Source organism: Citrobacter sp. wls615 (assembly GCF_005281355.1).
GTDB lineage: Bacteria > Pseudomonadota > Gammaproteobacteria > Enterobacterales > Enterobacteriaceae > Citrobacter > Citrobacter werkmanii.
The window spans coordinates 376,403-390,371 of the sequence record NZ_SZXM01000027.1 but is presented as its reverse complement, the minus strand read 5'-3'; the positions used below and the strand labels follow the sequence as shown (position 1 = coordinate 390,371).

Sequence of the window (13,969 nt, the reverse complement as noted above, 5' to 3'; positions counted from 1 at the left end):
CTGCATCGTGACCTCAGAGGTACATCTTATGACTACCCGTACCCCCGCATCCTGGCGCCTGACGTTGACCGTCGGGCTGTGTTTTTTAGTCGCGCTGATGGAAGGGCTGGATCTCCAGGCCGCCGGGATCGCTGCCGTCGGTATCGCTCATGCGTTTGCGCTGGATAAAATGCAGATGGGCTGGATCTTCAGCGCGGGCATTCTCGGCCTGCTGCCCGGCGCGTTGGTCGGCGGTATACTGGCCGATCGCTATGGCCGCAAGCGTATTCTCATTGCCTCCGTGGCGCTGTTCGGCCTGTTCTCGCTGGCGACGGCGATTTCCTGGGATTTCTCGTCGCTGGTCGTTGCCCGTCTGATGACCGGCGTCGGGCTGGGCGCGGCATTGCCGAATCTGATTGCGCTGACCTCCGAAGCGGCGGGTCCACGTTTTCGCGGCACGGCGGTGAGCCTGATGTATTGCGGCGTACCGATTGGCGCGGCGCTGGCGGCGGCGCTTGGGTTTAGCGGGCTCGCCTCCGCCTGGCAAACGGTGTTCTGGGTTGGTGGGGTGATCCCGCTGCTGCTGGTTCCGTTGTTGATGCGCTGGCTGCCGGAATCGCAGGTTTATACCCAACAAACGCAGGTGGCTGCCGCGCCGTTGCGCGCCCTGTTTGCGCCAGCGACGGCGAGCGCTACGCTGCTGCTGTGGCTGTGCTATTTCTTCACCCTGCTGGTGGTGTATATGCTGATCAACTGGCTACCGATGCTGCTGGTGGAGCAGGGGTTTCAGCCCTCGCAGGCAGCAGGCGTGATGTTTGCTCTGCAAATCGGCGCGGCCAGCGGGACGTTAATTCTCGGGGCGTTGATGGACAAACTGCGTCCGGTGGTGATGTCGCTGCTGATCTACACCGGGATGTTGGCTTCGCTACTGGCGCTGGGGACGGTGTCGTCATTGAGCGGTATGCTGATGGCGGGATTTGTCGCGGGGATGTTTGCCACCGGTGGGCAAAGCGTGCTGTATGCGCTGGCGCCGTTATTTTACAACACGCAGATCCGCGCCACCGGCGTGGGCACCGCCGTCGCCGTCGGACGTTTGGGAGCGATGAGCGGCCCGCTGCTGGCCGGGAAAATGTTAGCGCTGGGCACCGGAACGGTGGGCGTGATGGCGGCGTCTGCGCCGGGGATTTTGCTGGCGGGCCTGGCGGTATTTATTCTGATGAGCCGTAAATCGCAGATGCCGATCCCGGCTAACGGTGCTTAAGCGATCGTCCGGAGTGGAGTGCCCGACGCGGGCATCTGCGTCTGGAGCAGGGTAGACACATCGCCATAATTGCGGGTGAGCGCGGAGCCTTGCGGGTATGTCTGTGATAGTGTGAGGGCTTATTTCCGTCAAAACAGGAGCCAGAACATGTCGCAGAATAATCCGTTAAGCGCCATCCTCGACAAACAGGATTTCCTGTTACTGGATGGTGCGATGGCGACGGAGCTGGAAGCGCGCGGTTGTGATTTAGCTGACAGCCTGTGGTCAGCCAAAGTGCTGGTCGAAAACCCGCAGCTTATCCGTGAAGTACATCTTGATTATTACCGGGCGGGGGCGCAATGCGCGATCACCGCCAGCTATCAGGCCACGCCAGCAGGTTTTGCCGCGCGCGGCCTGGATGAAGCGCAGTCGAAAGCGCTGATTGGCAAAAGCGTGGAGTTGGCACGTAAAGCGCGTGAAGCCTGGCTGGCTGAGAACCCGCAGGCGGGGACGCTGTTGGTGGCAGGATCCGTCGGGCCTTATGGCGCGTATCTGGCGGATGGATCAGAGTATCGTGGCGATTACCAACGTAGCGTTGAGGAATTTCAGGCATTTCACCGTCCGCGCGTGGAAGCGTTGCTGGATGCCGGGGCCGATCTGCTGGCCTGTGAAACCCTGCCGAATTTTACCGAGATTGGTGCGCTGGCTGAGCTGTTGACCGCGTATCCGCGTGCTCGGGCGTGGTTCTCATTTACCCTGCGCGACAGCGAGCACCTGAGCGACGGTACCCCGCTACGCGACGTGGTGGCGTTGCTGGTGGGTTATCCGCAGGTAGTGGCGTTAGGCATTAACTGTATTGCGCTGGAAAAGACCACTGCCGCATTGCAGCATCTGCACGGCTTAACGGCGCTGCCGCTGGTGGTGTATCCAAACTCAGGCGAGCATTATGATGCGGCAAGCAAAACCTGGCATCATCACGGTGAGCATTGTGCGCAGTTGGCGGATTATTTGCCGCAGTGGCAGGCCGCTGGCGCACGGTTGATCGGCGGGTGCTGTCGCACCACGCCGAAGGATATTGCTGAGCTGAACGCGCAGCGCTGAGAGTTTATCGGGCCTACATCGTTCACTGTAGGCCTGATAAGCTCAGCGCATCAGGCATTGCCGGATGGCGGCACAAGCGCCTTATCCGGCCTACAAAGCCACAAAACGTTATGCCGCATCCGCCAGAACAAACATGCCGTACGGATGGATTTCGAGATAATACTGCTCGCCGACGTCCGGCTGCAGGCGCGTGGCGTTGACCTGCAACAAGATCTCCTGTCCATGCCACTCCACCGTGACCTCATATTGAGGGCCCATATAGGCGACGTGGCGGATCGCGCAGCGCTGGCTCTCCTCGCCGCGATCGCTGAGCGTGATCGCTTCCGGGCGCACGCCGACCATCCCTTCCCCGTGATCGTTAAAGTGCGGCGGGCGCGGCAAACGATAGCCGTAGATATCAACGTATCCTGCGCTGAAGGTGGCAGGGAACAGGTTGGCATCGCCCATAAAGCTCGCCATAAAACGTGAGGCCGGCTGACGATAAAGATCCTGCGGCGTACCGATCTGCATGATGTGTCCTTTATTCATCACCAGGACAGTATCGGAAACCGCAAAGGCTTCGCTCTGATCGTGGGTAACGTACAGCGAGGTGATATCAAACTGCTTTTGTAGCTCGCGGATCTTGTCGCGCATGCTGCGACGCAGGTTGGCGTCCAGGTTACTCAGCGGCTCATCAAACAGCAGCACCTTCGGCTTGAGGATCAGCGCGCGGGCCAGCGCCACGCGCTGCTGCTGACCGCCGGAGATCTGATCGACATAGCGATCTTCGAAACCCTCCAGATCCACCATCGCCAGCGCTTCTTTCACCCGTGCCTTCACTTCGCTGCGCGACACGCCGAGCATCTTCAGGCCATAGCCGACGTTCTCCCCCAGCGACATGTGCGGAAACAGAGCATACGACTGAAACACCATGCAGATATCGCGCTGCTGAATGGAACGATGGGTGACGTCTTCGCCATCAATAAAAATCTGGCCTTCACTCGGTTTTTCCAGCCCGGCGACCAGGCGCAAAATGGTGGTTTTGCCACAGCCGGAGGGGCCGAGCAGCGTCACCATTTGCCCCTGCGGAATGGTGAGGTTGATGTTGTCGATAACTGTGTTGCTGCCAAATCGTTTAGTGACGTTGCGCAGTTCAACGAAATTTTTCTGAGTCATAGTGCGCTCCATTACGCCTGGTTTTTAGCTTTTGAACGGGAGGTACGTGATTCGCCGATCAGCCAGTCAAAGATGAAAATAATCGCCAGCATCACCACGATCAGAATCGAACCGTAGGCAATCGCCACCCCGTACTCACCGTCTTCCACGCGGTTGAGGATGTAGGCCGTCGCCACGCGGGTATCCGGCGTCACAAGGAACACAATGGCGCTGACGGTGGTAATGGCGCGCACAAAGCTATAGATCAGCGCCGAGAGGATCGCCGGGCGCAGCAGCGGTAGCAGGATATGCGTAATGGTCCGCAGGGAACCGGCACGCAGGCTAAGCGAGGCTTCATCCAGCGATTTATCGATTTGGCCTAAGCCCGCGATGCCCGCCCGAATTCCGACCGGTACGTTACGCATCACCATGGAGATAATGACGATGGCGGCGGTGCCGGTGAGGTACACCGGGGCGCTGTTAAAGGCCAGAATGTACGACACGCCCGCCACGGTGCCAGGAACGGCAAAGCACAGCATGGTGGTGAACTCGATGGTTTTTTTACCTTTAAACTGCTGGCGCACCACAATCCACGCGATCAGCAGACCAAAGATCGCGGTGATCGGCGCGGCAATCCCGGCGTAGAGCAGAGTGTCGAGCAGTGAAGGCCACGCGCCGTCGCTCATCCCCTGGCCGAACAGTTTGGTAAAGTTCGCCAGCGTCAGGGTGTAGTCCACGCCCCAGTTAACGGTGAAACTGCCGTAGAAAATGCTGCCGTAGAGCAGGGCGTTAAAGGCAATCCACACCGCCAGCAGCGCAACCACGCTCCACACCAGCGTCACTGGCAGCGGCTGGACGTCGCCCCGGTAGGATTTACCGGAGACAGTCACGTAGGAGCGCTTGCCGATCCACATGTACTGCACACAGAATACCAGTAGCGAGAACAACAGCAGGAACGCGCCCAGCGTGCTGGCGGCCTGATAATCGAGCTGCGAGCCGGTGATGTAGAAGTAAATTTGCGTTGCCAGCACGTCGAAGTTACCGCCGAGCACCAGCGGGTTACTGAAGTCGGCCAGCGACTGTACCACCACAATCAAAAAGGCGTTCGCCAGCGCCGGTTTCAGTAGCGGGACAAACACGCCGTTAAAGGTCTGCCAGCGGCTGGCGCGCAGGGTGTATGACGCTTCTTCCAAAGATGGATGAATGGTCTTGATCGCCCCGTCGAGGATCATAAACGCCATCGGCGTAAAGGCCAGCACCTGCGCCAGCCAGATGCCGGTAAAACCATACAGCCAGTTGGTGTTGGTTAAGCCGAACCAGTCGACCATAAATTCGGTGATGTAACCGGAGCGACCCATCATCAGCGTAACGCCTAAACCGACGACAAACGGCGGGGTGACGATCGGCAGAATCGAGAAGATACGTCCGATGATGGCGCTACGTCTGGCGATACGGGTCGTGTAGATAGCCAGTACCAGGCCGAAGAAGGTACAGCCGACGCCGACGGCAATCGACAGCATAATCGAGTTGAGGATCACCTGAATGATATGCGCCTGCGACAGCACATTCATAAACGCCAGTGGCGCAAATTCCCCGGCGTCGTTGGTGAACATCGGAATGAAAATAGCGATGCTCGGCCAGACGATAAAAATACCGATCAGCGCGACAATGGCGGTCAGCGAGCCGATGACGAAACGGTCGCCACCCAGCCATTCCAGACGGGTAAGCGCCAGGGTCATAATTGCGCCCAGCGCCACAAAAAGCACGATGGTGGCATAGCCTAAGCCGCGACCTTCAAGTGTGGCGCTGGCGACGATAAAGGCCATGCAGAAGAATGCCCAGCCTGCGTCAAGATAATGGCGGCCGCGCTGTTCGCGTCTGGCTTCATGGAACGGGCGCACCAGCAGCAGGCTCGGTAGCAGATACCATAACCAACTGATATTGAATTGCGACCAGCCGTAGGCGGCGAGAATTTCTTCGCCCGTCGACTCCAGCAGACCGTAGTCCAGGCTCCAGCTTGGCAGCAGGGCAAACGCCAGCCAGCCGAGCAAAACCCAAAGAAATATCGCATCCCGTTTTTTCACGGGATGGAGTGCAAGTGTGTGTGACATAGCGGTTCCGGTATTTCAGGCCGGGCGGGCGCTTACGCCGCGCCCGCCCGGCAAATGAACGCAACGTGGGCTTATTTACCCATCTTCACTTCGCTAACCCACTTATTGATCAGGGCCTTACGTACGTCGGTCGAGCCGTACTTATCCATGTCGTAATTGATAAGCTTCAGGTCGTCGAGCTTCAGCGAGTTAGGGGAGGTCTCGGCGGTGGCGTTGGTCAGGATCTGATAGGATTTACCTTTCTTCCATGCCAGCTCCTGGGCGTCTTTCGACAGCACCCAGTCAACGAACAGTTTGGCGTTGTCGAGGTTACGCGCGCCTTTCAGGATGCTGACGCCGCCAATTTCATAGCCGGTGCCTTCGCACGGGGAGATCAGCTCCAGCGGTGCGCCCTGTTCTTTTTCCAGCGAATAGTCGTGCAGGAAGCCAATGCCGATCGCCGTTTCGCCACGGGCGGCATTACGCGCCGGAGCAATGCCGGATTTGGTGTACTGGGAGACGTTGGCGTTGAGCTGTTTCAGGTAATCAAAAGCCTGATCCTCACCCCACAGCTGGGCGAAGGTCGCCAGCGCAGTGTAGGCGGTGCCTGAACTCTGTGGGTCAGCAATCTGGATTTCCCCTTTGTATTCTGGTTTGGTCAGATCCTTCCAGCATTTCGGCACTGGCAGGTTTTTCTCTTTCAGGCGCTGAGTATTAACGCCAAAGCCCAGAATACCGACATACACCGCCGAGGAGAGGTTACCTTTTACTTTCGCCGGATCGCGGAACTTCTCCATGATCTGCGCGAGGTTAGGCGATTTGTACGGCTGCAGCAGGCCCATTTCACCGGCCTGGGATTGTGGATCCAGCGTACCGCCGTACCACACATCCGCCTGCGGGTTTTTCTTCTCGGCATCGACCTTCGCCAGCGTGCTGCCGGAGCCGTTACGAATAAATGAGGTTTTCACATCATATTTGTCGCCGAAGGCTTTGGTTTCGGTTTCGCACATCTCGTTGGTGGCGCTGCAATACACCACCAGACGACCCTGGGCTTGTGCCGCATTGCTGAAGGCCGCCAGCGTCAGAGCAGAGGCAATCAGGGTAGAGGTAAGCGTCAGTTTCATTGTTTTATCCTTTGACTGAGAGAAGGGGTAATGCCCGCAATGAGCAATGGCATCAGCAATAAACCCATAAAAACAGCGGCAACCGAGAGCAAACTGAACATTCCCGACCAGCCGTAGTGTTCTATGACCAGCGACAGCGGCCAACCCGCCAGCGCGGCCCCCAGATAGGCGAACAGCCCGAGAAAACCGGTGATTGAACCTGCCGCAGCTTTGTGTCCGCATTCGACAGCAGCCAGACCAATCAACATCTGCGGGCCAAACACAAAAAAGCCCACGGTAAAGAAACAGACTGCCAGCAGCGCATAGTGGTGCACCGGGGCCAGCCACAGCGCGGCGACGGAAACCATCAGCCCCAGCGTGAACAGCAGTATCATTGGCGCGCGCTGACCGCTGAACAGCAGATCCGAGCCCCATCCGGCAAACAGCGCGCCGAGCAAGCCGCCGACTTCAAACAACATCACCGTGGCATTGGCGCTGAGCAGATTCACGCCGTGGCTTTCCGTCAGCCAGATGTTGCCCCAGTCGTTGAGCGCAATGCGGATCAAATAGACCAGTACATACGACACGCCAAGCAGCCAGATCATCGGGTTCTTCAGCATGGTGGTGCGTAACATTTGCCACAGCCCCATCGGCGGGCTTTGCTGCTCCTGACGTAGCTCCAGCGGATCGTGCCGCCACTCTCCAACCGTCGGTAATCCCTCTTCCTGGGGCGTGCCTTTCAGTTGTAGGGTGAGCCAGATGCCTAACGCCATGCTGATTATCCCTGGTGCCAGCATCGCTGCCTGCCAGCCCCACCAGAGGGCGGCAAAGGCGCTAATCAGCGGGATGATGGCCCCGCCGATGTTGATCGACATATTCCAGCAGCCCCACCAGAAGCCGCGTTCGTTGCGCGAGTACCAGTGGGTCAGCAGGCGGGCGCAGGGCGGCCAGCCCCAGCCCTGAAAAAATCCGTTCAGCGTCCAGACCGCCAGCAGCAGCGTCAGCGATTCACCAAAGGCGAACACCACGTTCAAAACACCCGTAGCAAACAGGCCGATCCCCATGAATGCACGCTGCCCATGGCTGTCGTGCCACAATCCGGCGGCGAATTTCGACAGGCCATAGGTCAGATAAAACAGCGATCCCAGCAGACCGATATCGCCTTTATCCAGCCCCAGATCTGTTTGCAGCGCCGGGAGTACATAGTTGACGCTTTTGCGCGTCAGATAAAACGCGGCGTAGCCAATCACCATACACATCAGCAGGCGGGGACGTAGCGTCCGGTATTGTTGGTCTGTTTCGCGTGCGTGCATGGCGGTCTCCGTTTGTACTGACTATAGGAAAGTGAAAGCAAAAGGGGATGAGAGAAAGTCCGCAGTGACTAAGACTTTTTCCTGGTTAGCGGCTGGTTTGTTGCAAATTTGTGGGCAGGTTAACAATTACCCGCGTGCCGTGGTTCGATTCCAGCGTGAGTTCGCCACCGAGGGCGCTTACCCGCTCACGCATCCCCTGGATACCGAAACCGGGAATTTTTTCCTGGAGGATACCCACGCCGTTGTCCTCGACTTCCAGAGACAGGCGGTGTTCCCGCTGGCGTAGCGTAATCGATACCTCGCTGGCATCGGCATGCTTACAGACGTTATTGAGCAGTTCCTGCATCAGGCGGTACAGCGTGAAGCGCACCGTTTCATTTTCTGGCGTATTTTCCAGATGGTAATTAAATCGGCAGCGGATTCCTCGTTCGGCAAAGGCAAATTCATTCACCAGATGATGCAGCGCATCTTTGAAAGACAGTTCATCGAGCGCGGGCGGGCGCAGCTGACGCAGAAGCTGACGGGTGGAGTGGTGAATGCGCCGGGCAAGATCGTTGATCTGATTCGCCGCCTCAAGCGTTTGCTCGCGACCTGGCGCGCGTTTGACCAGTTGCGTCTGAATCTGGATGGCGGTGATGTTCTGGCCTATTTCGTCATGTAGTTCGCGCGCTAAACTTTTTCGCGTGTCTTCCTCGGTACGAATCAGTTGTTCGGTCAGCGCACGGCGTGCCGTCAGTTCGGCTTCCAGACGCTGGCGATAATGGTGCAAGTTTTGCGCCAGATGTTGCTGGCGGCTGATGGCGATCCCCAGCCCTATACCCAGTAGCGCCTGGGTGGCGAGGAAAATCTCCAGTTCAAGCAGATTGCTGAACCCCACGCCTATCTGCCGGGCGATGGTGATCATCATACTGCCGAGCAATCCGGACAACACGCCGCCCTGCCAGCCAAATTTCCATGCCATTACCACGTTCGGTAAAAACACCACGATCAGCAGCAGGCGCTCGATATCCGGCGACAGCACCATCTGTGTGCCAATGCCAATAATAAAAAACAGGCTGCACCAGATGATAAGCGAGGTGCGCAGTGGGGGATTGGTGGTATCCAACCCGAGCAAATGATAACGGTGCTGCTGGCGCAGAAATTCATAGATCAGATAGACAAACGGCGTCAGCAGCACGCCGCCGGTAAACGACGCCAGGCCAATTAACGTTGCCGGGCTTGCGATAAACGGTGACAGCAGGGCGGTATTAAGCAATGACGTGACGGTGACGGCGGTCAGCAACAGCGTCAAGCGCTGCCAGTACAGGGGGAAGCGGTGCCAGTATGACTGGCCGATGCTCGCCGGAAGAAGGCTAATGAATGGGGCCACAAGCAGGATATAGCCATTCAGTAATTGCTCGCTATGCAGCCAGAACAGCATCAGTACCGGCGGCAGCACCAACGCGGGCCAGTAGCGGCGGGAAAGCAGAATCAACAGTGCAAGATAGACCCCGTGTGGCAGGAATAATGCCGCCTGTTGACCGTTGTGGGTCAGGTAAAATCCCAGCGTCCACAGCATCAGCCAGCCCGATCCCCAGGCCAGCAGAATAAACAGGGAGATTACCCAATGACGAAGGTTACGCGACATTAATGCCCCGTCAGTAGCTGGTGGTCGAGGGCAAAATGCACCAGATCGATAGTGCTGTGGCATTGCAGTTTGCCCAGCACGTTCGCGCGGTGGACGTGTACTGTTTTGTGGCTAAGGTCGAGCTTAAAGGCAATTTCTTTCACGCTGTCGCCTTTGACCAATAGATCAAACACTTCGCGCTCGCGCGGGGTCAGTACCTCCAGGACCTGCGCGGGCTGTTCGCCGCCGCGTAAGGCTCGCAGCGCATCGGCGCACAGATAATGCCCGCCCATACCTACCGAACGTACCGCCTGCACCAGTTCTTCCGGTCCGCAGCGCTTGGTCAGATAGCCGCTGGCGCCAGCATCCAGTGCGCTTTGTACAAACGTTGGCGAGTCATAAATGCTAAGAATAATGGCGCGAAAACCGGGCTTCTGCGCCCGCAGTCGTTTTAGCAGGCTCAGGCCATTTTCATCCGGCATGGCGATGTCCAGCACTGCAACGCTGACGTCGTCATGCAGTAATGCAGGCCAGGCCTGGGCCGCGCTGCTGAACTGGCCGATGACGTTGAGATCATCTTCGAGACTGAGTAATTGCGCAAAGCCGGAACGCACCACCACATGGTCATCCACCAGCACAACATGAATCATGATATTGCTCTCTTGCCTGACAATAGCGTCTATGATGCCTGCCAGCGGAGCGCTGGCAATAATCCAGGCGCAGTTATGCAATGAATGTAACAAAATCGCAATAATTTACAGCGGGTGTAGGCCTGATAAGCGCAGCGCATCAGGCATTCGTTGCCGGATGGCGGCGCAAGCGCCTTATCCGGCCTACGATTACATGCATTTTTGAGCTAACTATTGCCACTTTTTTTCTAAAAACGCTTTGTTCTTAGCCAGAATTTTTAATTCCTTTATCAAAGTGTGCCGCAACGAAATACTGCCCCCATAACAAGACTGGGGAGCAGACAATCATGGCTATTTCATCGCGTAACGCACTTCTTGCCGCACTGGCATTCATCACCTTTCAGGCGCAGGCAGTGAACGTCACCGTTGCGTATCAAACTTCCGCCGAACCTGCCAAAGTGGCGCAGGCAGATAACACTTTTGCTAAAGAGAGCGGAGCCACCGTTGACTGGCGCAAGTTTGACAGCGGCGCGAGCATCGTCCGCGCGTTAGCATCCGGCGACGTACAAATAGGTAACCTCGGCTCCAGTCCGCTGGCGGTAGCGGCCAGCCAGCAGGTGCCGATTGAGGTTTTCCTGCTGGCGTCAAAGCTTGGCAATTCTGAAGCGCTGGTGGTGAAGAAAAACATCAGTAAACCGGAAGATTTGATTGGTAAGCGCATTGCCGTGCCGTTTATTTCCACCACTCATTACAGCCTGCTGGCAGCGCTGAAACATTGGGGGATTAAACCCGGCCAGGTAGAGATTGTGAACCTTCAGCCACCGGCGATTATTGCCGCCTGGCAGCGCGGAGACATTGATGGCGCGTACGTCTGGGCTCCGGCGGTCAATACGCTGGAAAAAGACGGCAAGGTACTGACTGACTCGGAAAAAGTCGGCGAATGGGGGGCGCCAACGCTTGACGTCTGGGTAGTACGCAAAGATTTTGCCGAGAAATACCCTGAAGTAGTGAAAGCATTTGCGAAAAGCGCCATCGATGCGCAGCAGCCCTATATCGCTAATCCTGATGAATGGCTTAAGCAGCCAGAAAATATCAGCAAACTGTCGCGCTTAAGCGGCGTGCCAGAGGCGGATATTCCGGGCCTGGTGAAAGGTAACACTTACCTGACACCACAACAGCAAACTGCTGAGCTAACCGGGCCGGTGAACAAAGCGATTATCGACACCGCGCAGTTTCTCAAAGAGCAGGGCAAAGTGCCCGCCGTCGCGACGGATTACAGCCAGTACGTGACCGATCGTTTCGTGCAATAAAGGGGACGCTGATGCTGCAAATCTCTCATCTTAATGCCAGTTACGGCGGCAAACCGGTACTTGAAGATATCAACCTGACGCTCGATAGCGGTGAACTGCTGGTGGTGCTGGGACCTTCCGGCTGTGGGAAAACCACATTGTTAAATCTGATTGCCGGATTTGTGCCGTATCAACACGGCAGCATTATGCTGGCGGGCAGTAAGGTCGAAGGACATGGCGCAGAACGTGGAGTGGTGTTTCAGAATGAAGGTCTGTTGCCCTGGCGCAACGTGCAGGACAACGTCACCTTCGGTCTGCAACTGGCGGGCATGCAGAAGCCTCAGCGTCAGCGAATTGCTCAGGAAATGTTGCAGAAAGTGGGGCTGGAGGGCGCGGAAAAACGCTTTATCTGGCAGCTTTCTGGGGGGCAGCGTCAGCGCGTCGGCATTGCCCGGGCGCTGGCGGCCAACCCGCAGTTGTTGCTACTGGATGAGCCGTTTGGTGCACTCGACGCCTTTACCCGCGAGCAGATGCAAACCCTGCTGTTGAAGCTGTGGTATGAGACCGGGAAACAGGTGTTGTTGATTACCCATGATATCGAAGAAGCGGTGTTTATGGCCACTGAACTGGTATTGCTGTCGCCAGGTCCTGGTCGGGTGCTGGAACGACTGCCGCTTAATTTTGCCCGGCGTTTTGTGGCTGGAGAGGCGAGTCGTAGCATTAAGTCCGATCCGCAGTTTATCGCCATGCGTGAGTATGTGTTAAGTCGTGTCTTTGAACAACGGGAGGCCTTCTCATGAGCGTGGTGATTAATGATAAACCTCGACGCCCGCGGGCGCTGAACTGGCGTTGGCCATTCTCGCGCCAGATGACTTTAAGCCTCGGTACGCTGGCAGTCATTTTGGCGCTGTGGTGGACGGTGGCGGCGCTACAGTTAATCAGCCCATTGTTTCTGCCGCCGCCGGGCCAGGTTTTGCAGAAACTAATCAGTATTGCCGGACCGCAGGGGTTTATGGATGCCACGCTGTGGCAGCATCTGGCGGCCAGTTTGACGCGTATTGTTATCGCGTTGCTGGCGGCGGTGCTACTGGGTATTCCGGTTGGTATCGCCATGGGACTGAGCCCGACGATTCGCGGCATACTCGATCCCATCATTGAACTGTACCGTCCGGTACCGCCATTGGCCTATTTGCCGCTGATGGTTATCTGGTTTGGTATTGGTGAAACCTCCAAGATCCTGCTGATCTATCTGGCGATTTTCGCCCCTGTGGCGATGTCGGCGCTGGCGGGCGTAAAAAGCGCGCAGCAGGTGAGAGTCAGGGCCGCGCAGTCGCTGGGGGCCAGCCGTGCGCAGGTACTGTGGTTTGTGATTTTACCGGGTGCCTTGCCGGAGATTTTGACCGGACTGCGTATTGGGCTGGGCGTGGGGTGGTCAACCCTGGTGGCGGCGGAGCTGATTGCCGCGACGAGAGGTTTAGGATTTATGGTGCAATCAGCCGGTGAGTTTCTGGCAACGGATGTGGTGCTGGCAGGGATCGCGGTAATTGCTGTTATCGCGTTTATTTTAGAGCTGGGTCTGCGCGCGCTTCAGCGCCGTCTGACACCCTGGCATGGAGAAGTACAATGAGTGAACGTTTGAGCATTACCCCGCTGGGGCCGTACATTGGTGCACAAATTACCGGCGCGGATTTAACGCGTCCATTAAGCGATAACCAGTTTGAACAGCTTTATCATGCTGTATTGCGCCACCAGGTGGTGTTCCTGCGTGAGCAGATTATTACGCCACAGCAGCAGCGCGCGCTGGCGCTACGTTTTGGCGACCTGCATATTCATCCGGTCTACCCACACGCCGAAGGGGTGGACGAAATAATCGTGCTGGATACGCACAACGATAATCCGCCCGATAACGACAACTGGCACACTGATGTGACGTTTATCGACACGCCGCCAGCGGGCGCGATTCTGGCGGCAAAAGAGTTGCCATCGACCGGGGGAGATACGCTGTGGACCAGCGGGATTGCCGCTTATGATGCTCTCTCACAGCCGTTTCGCCAGCTGCTGAGTGGCCTGCGGGCAGAGCATGATTTTTGTAAATCGTTTCAGGAATATAAATATCGCCAGACGCCAGAGGAGCATCAGCGCTGGCTGGAGGCTGTCGCCAAACATCCACCGTTGCTGCATCCGGTGGTGCGCACCCATCCGGTAACGGGTAAGCAGGCGCTGTTTGTGAATGAAGGATTTACCACACGAATTGTTGATGTAACGGAAAAAGAGAGCGAGGCGCTGCTGGGATTCCTGTTTGCACACATCACCAAACCGGAGTTCCAGGTGCGCTGGCGCTGGCAGCCTAACGATGTGGCGATTTGGGATAATCGCGTGACGCAGCACTACGCCAATGCGGATTATCTGCCGCAGAGGCGCATTATGCACCGGGCGACGATTCTGGGGGACAAACCTTTTTATCGGGCGGGATAAATGGCGCTGG

At 57.1% G+C, this 13,969-nt stretch carries 12 protein-coding genes; 6 read left to right on the top strand and 6 right to left on the bottom strand.

The features are described from left to right. Positions 1–28 precede the first annotated feature (28 nt). Together mhpT and mmuM are read left to right on the top strand one after the other, a co-directional pair. Positions 29–1,240 carry a 3-(3-hydroxy-phenyl)propionate transporter MhpT gene (gene mhpT, locus FDX04_RS11530; RefSeq protein ID WP_137360362.1) on the top strand — a complete coding sequence of 404 codons (1,212 nt, stop codon included), beginning with the start codon at positions 29–31 and terminating at the stop codon, positions 1,238–1,240. 147 nt (positions 1,241–1,387) lie between these two features. After that, positions 1,388–2,320 carry a homocysteine S-methyltransferase gene (gene mmuM, locus FDX04_RS11525; RefSeq protein ID WP_137370939.1) on the top strand — a complete coding sequence of 311 codons (933 nt, stop codon included), beginning with the start codon at positions 1,388–1,390 and terminating at the stop codon, positions 2,318–2,320. A 108-nt stretch (positions 2,321–2,428) separates the two neighbouring features. Here mmuM and fbpC read toward each other — a convergent pair whose 3' ends face one another. The 6 genes from fbpC to FDX04_RS11495 all read right to left on the bottom strand — a co-directional run bounded on the left by fbpC (position 2,429) and on the right by FDX04_RS11495 (position 10,216). Further along, positions 2,429–3,475, bottom strand: a complete 1,047-nt coding sequence (gene fbpC, locus FDX04_RS11520) for a ferric ABC transporter ATP-binding protein (protein ID WP_137370938.1) — start codon at positions 3,473–3,475, stop codon at positions 2,429–2,431. A gap of 11 nt (positions 3,476–3,486) precedes the next feature. Next, entirely contained in the window at positions 3,487–5,565 is a 2,079-nt protein-coding gene (locus FDX04_RS11515) for an iron ABC transporter permease (protein WP_038638053.1), read from the bottom strand. 71 nt (positions 5,566–5,636) lie between these two features. Beyond that, positions 5,637–6,668: an ABC transporter substrate-binding protein gene (locus tag FDX04_RS11510; protein WP_137370937.1), complete on the bottom strand. Its 1,032-nt coding sequence runs from the start codon at positions 6,666–6,668 to the stop codon at positions 5,637–5,639. Further along, complete coding sequence (gene uhpC / locus FDX04_RS11505) at positions 6,665–7,960, bottom strand: MFS transporter family glucose-6-phosphate receptor UhpC (protein ID WP_042310226.1); 1,296 nt, start codon at positions 7,958–7,960, stop codon at positions 6,665–6,667. Before uhpC ends, FDX04_RS11510 begins: the two co-directional genes overlap by 4 nt. An 85-nt stretch (positions 7,961–8,045) precedes the next feature. Further along, positions 8,046–9,587, bottom strand: coding sequence for an MASE1 domain-containing protein (locus FDX04_RS11500; protein ID WP_137360366.1), 1,542 nt, complete (start codon positions 9,585–9,587; stop codon positions 8,046–8,048). Further along, positions 9,587–10,216: a response regulator transcription factor gene (locus FDX04_RS11495; RefSeq protein WP_137360367.1), complete on the bottom strand. Its 630-nt coding sequence runs from the start codon at positions 10,214–10,216 to the stop codon at positions 9,587–9,589. The genes FDX04_RS11500 and FDX04_RS11495 overlap by 1 nt, the downstream gene beginning before the upstream one ends. A gap of 326 nt (positions 10,217–10,542) precedes the next feature. Between FDX04_RS11495 and tauA the strand changes: the two genes are divergently transcribed. Genes tauA through tauD form a run of 4 tightly spaced genes read left to right on the top strand, consistent with a single transcriptional unit; the run spans position 10,543 to position 13,959 of the window. After that, positions 10,543–11,505 (top strand): taurine ABC transporter substrate-binding protein, encoded by a 963-nt coding sequence (gene tauA, locus FDX04_RS11485; RefSeq protein ID WP_137360369.1) that lies wholly within the window; start codon positions 10,543–10,545, stop codon positions 11,503–11,505. Positions 11,506–11,516: 11 nt separating this feature from the next. After that, positions 11,517–12,284 carry a taurine ABC transporter ATP-binding subunit gene (tauB, locus tag FDX04_RS11480; RefSeq protein WP_137370936.1) on the top strand — a complete coding sequence of 256 codons (768 nt, stop codon included), beginning with the start codon at positions 11,517–11,519 and terminating at the stop codon, positions 12,282–12,284. Next, entirely contained in the window at positions 12,281–13,111 is an 831-nt protein-coding gene (tauC, locus tag FDX04_RS11475) for a taurine ABC transporter permease TauC (protein ID WP_137370935.1), read from the top strand. Before tauB ends, tauC begins: the two co-directional genes overlap by 4 nt. Then, positions 13,108–13,959, top strand: a complete 852-nt coding sequence (gene tauD / locus FDX04_RS11470; protein WP_137370934.1) for a taurine dioxygenase — start codon at positions 13,108–13,110, stop codon at positions 13,957–13,959. The genes tauC and tauD overlap by 4 nt, the downstream gene beginning before the upstream one ends. Positions 13,960–13,969 lie beyond the last annotated feature (10 nt).

Coding starts and splice junctions, on each gene's coding strand:
- mhpT (WP_137360362.1), top strand. CDS start 29: ATGACTACCCGTACCCCCGCATCCTGGCGCCTGACGTTGACCGTCGGG.
- mmuM (WP_137370939.1), top strand. CDS start 1,388: ATGTCGCAGAATAATCCGTTAAGCGCCATCCTCGACAAACAGGATTTC.
- fbpC (WP_137370938.1), bottom strand. CDS start 3,475: ATGACTCAGAAAAATTTCGTTGAACTGCGCAACGTCACTAAACGATTT.
- FDX04_RS11515 (WP_038638053.1), bottom strand. CDS start 5,565: ATGTCACACACACTTGCACTCCATCCCGTGAAAAAACGGGATGCGATA.
- FDX04_RS11510 (WP_137370937.1), bottom strand. CDS start 6,668: ATGAAACTGACGCTTACCTCTACCCTGATTGCCTCTGCTCTGACGCTG.
- uhpC (WP_042310226.1), bottom strand. CDS start 7,960: ATGCACGCACGCGAAACAGACCAACAATACCGGACGCTACGTCCCCGC.
- FDX04_RS11500 (WP_137360366.1), bottom strand. CDS start 9,587: ATGTCGCGTAACCTTCGTCATTGGGTAATCTCCCTGTTTATTCTGCTG.
- FDX04_RS11495 (WP_137360367.1), bottom strand. CDS start 10,216: ATGATTCATGTTGTGCTGGTGGATGACCATGTGGTGGTGCGTTCCGGC.
- tauA (WP_137360369.1), top strand. CDS start 10,543: ATGGCTATTTCATCGCGTAACGCACTTCTTGCCGCACTGGCATTCATC.
- tauB (WP_137370936.1), top strand. CDS start 11,517: ATGCTGCAAATCTCTCATCTTAATGCCAGTTACGGCGGCAAACCGGTA.
- tauC (WP_137370935.1), top strand. CDS start 12,281: ATGAGCGTGGTGATTAATGATAAACCTCGACGCCCGCGGGCGCTGAAC.
- tauD (WP_137370934.1), top strand. CDS start 13,108: ATGAGTGAACGTTTGAGCATTACCCCGCTGGGGCCGTACATTGGTGCA.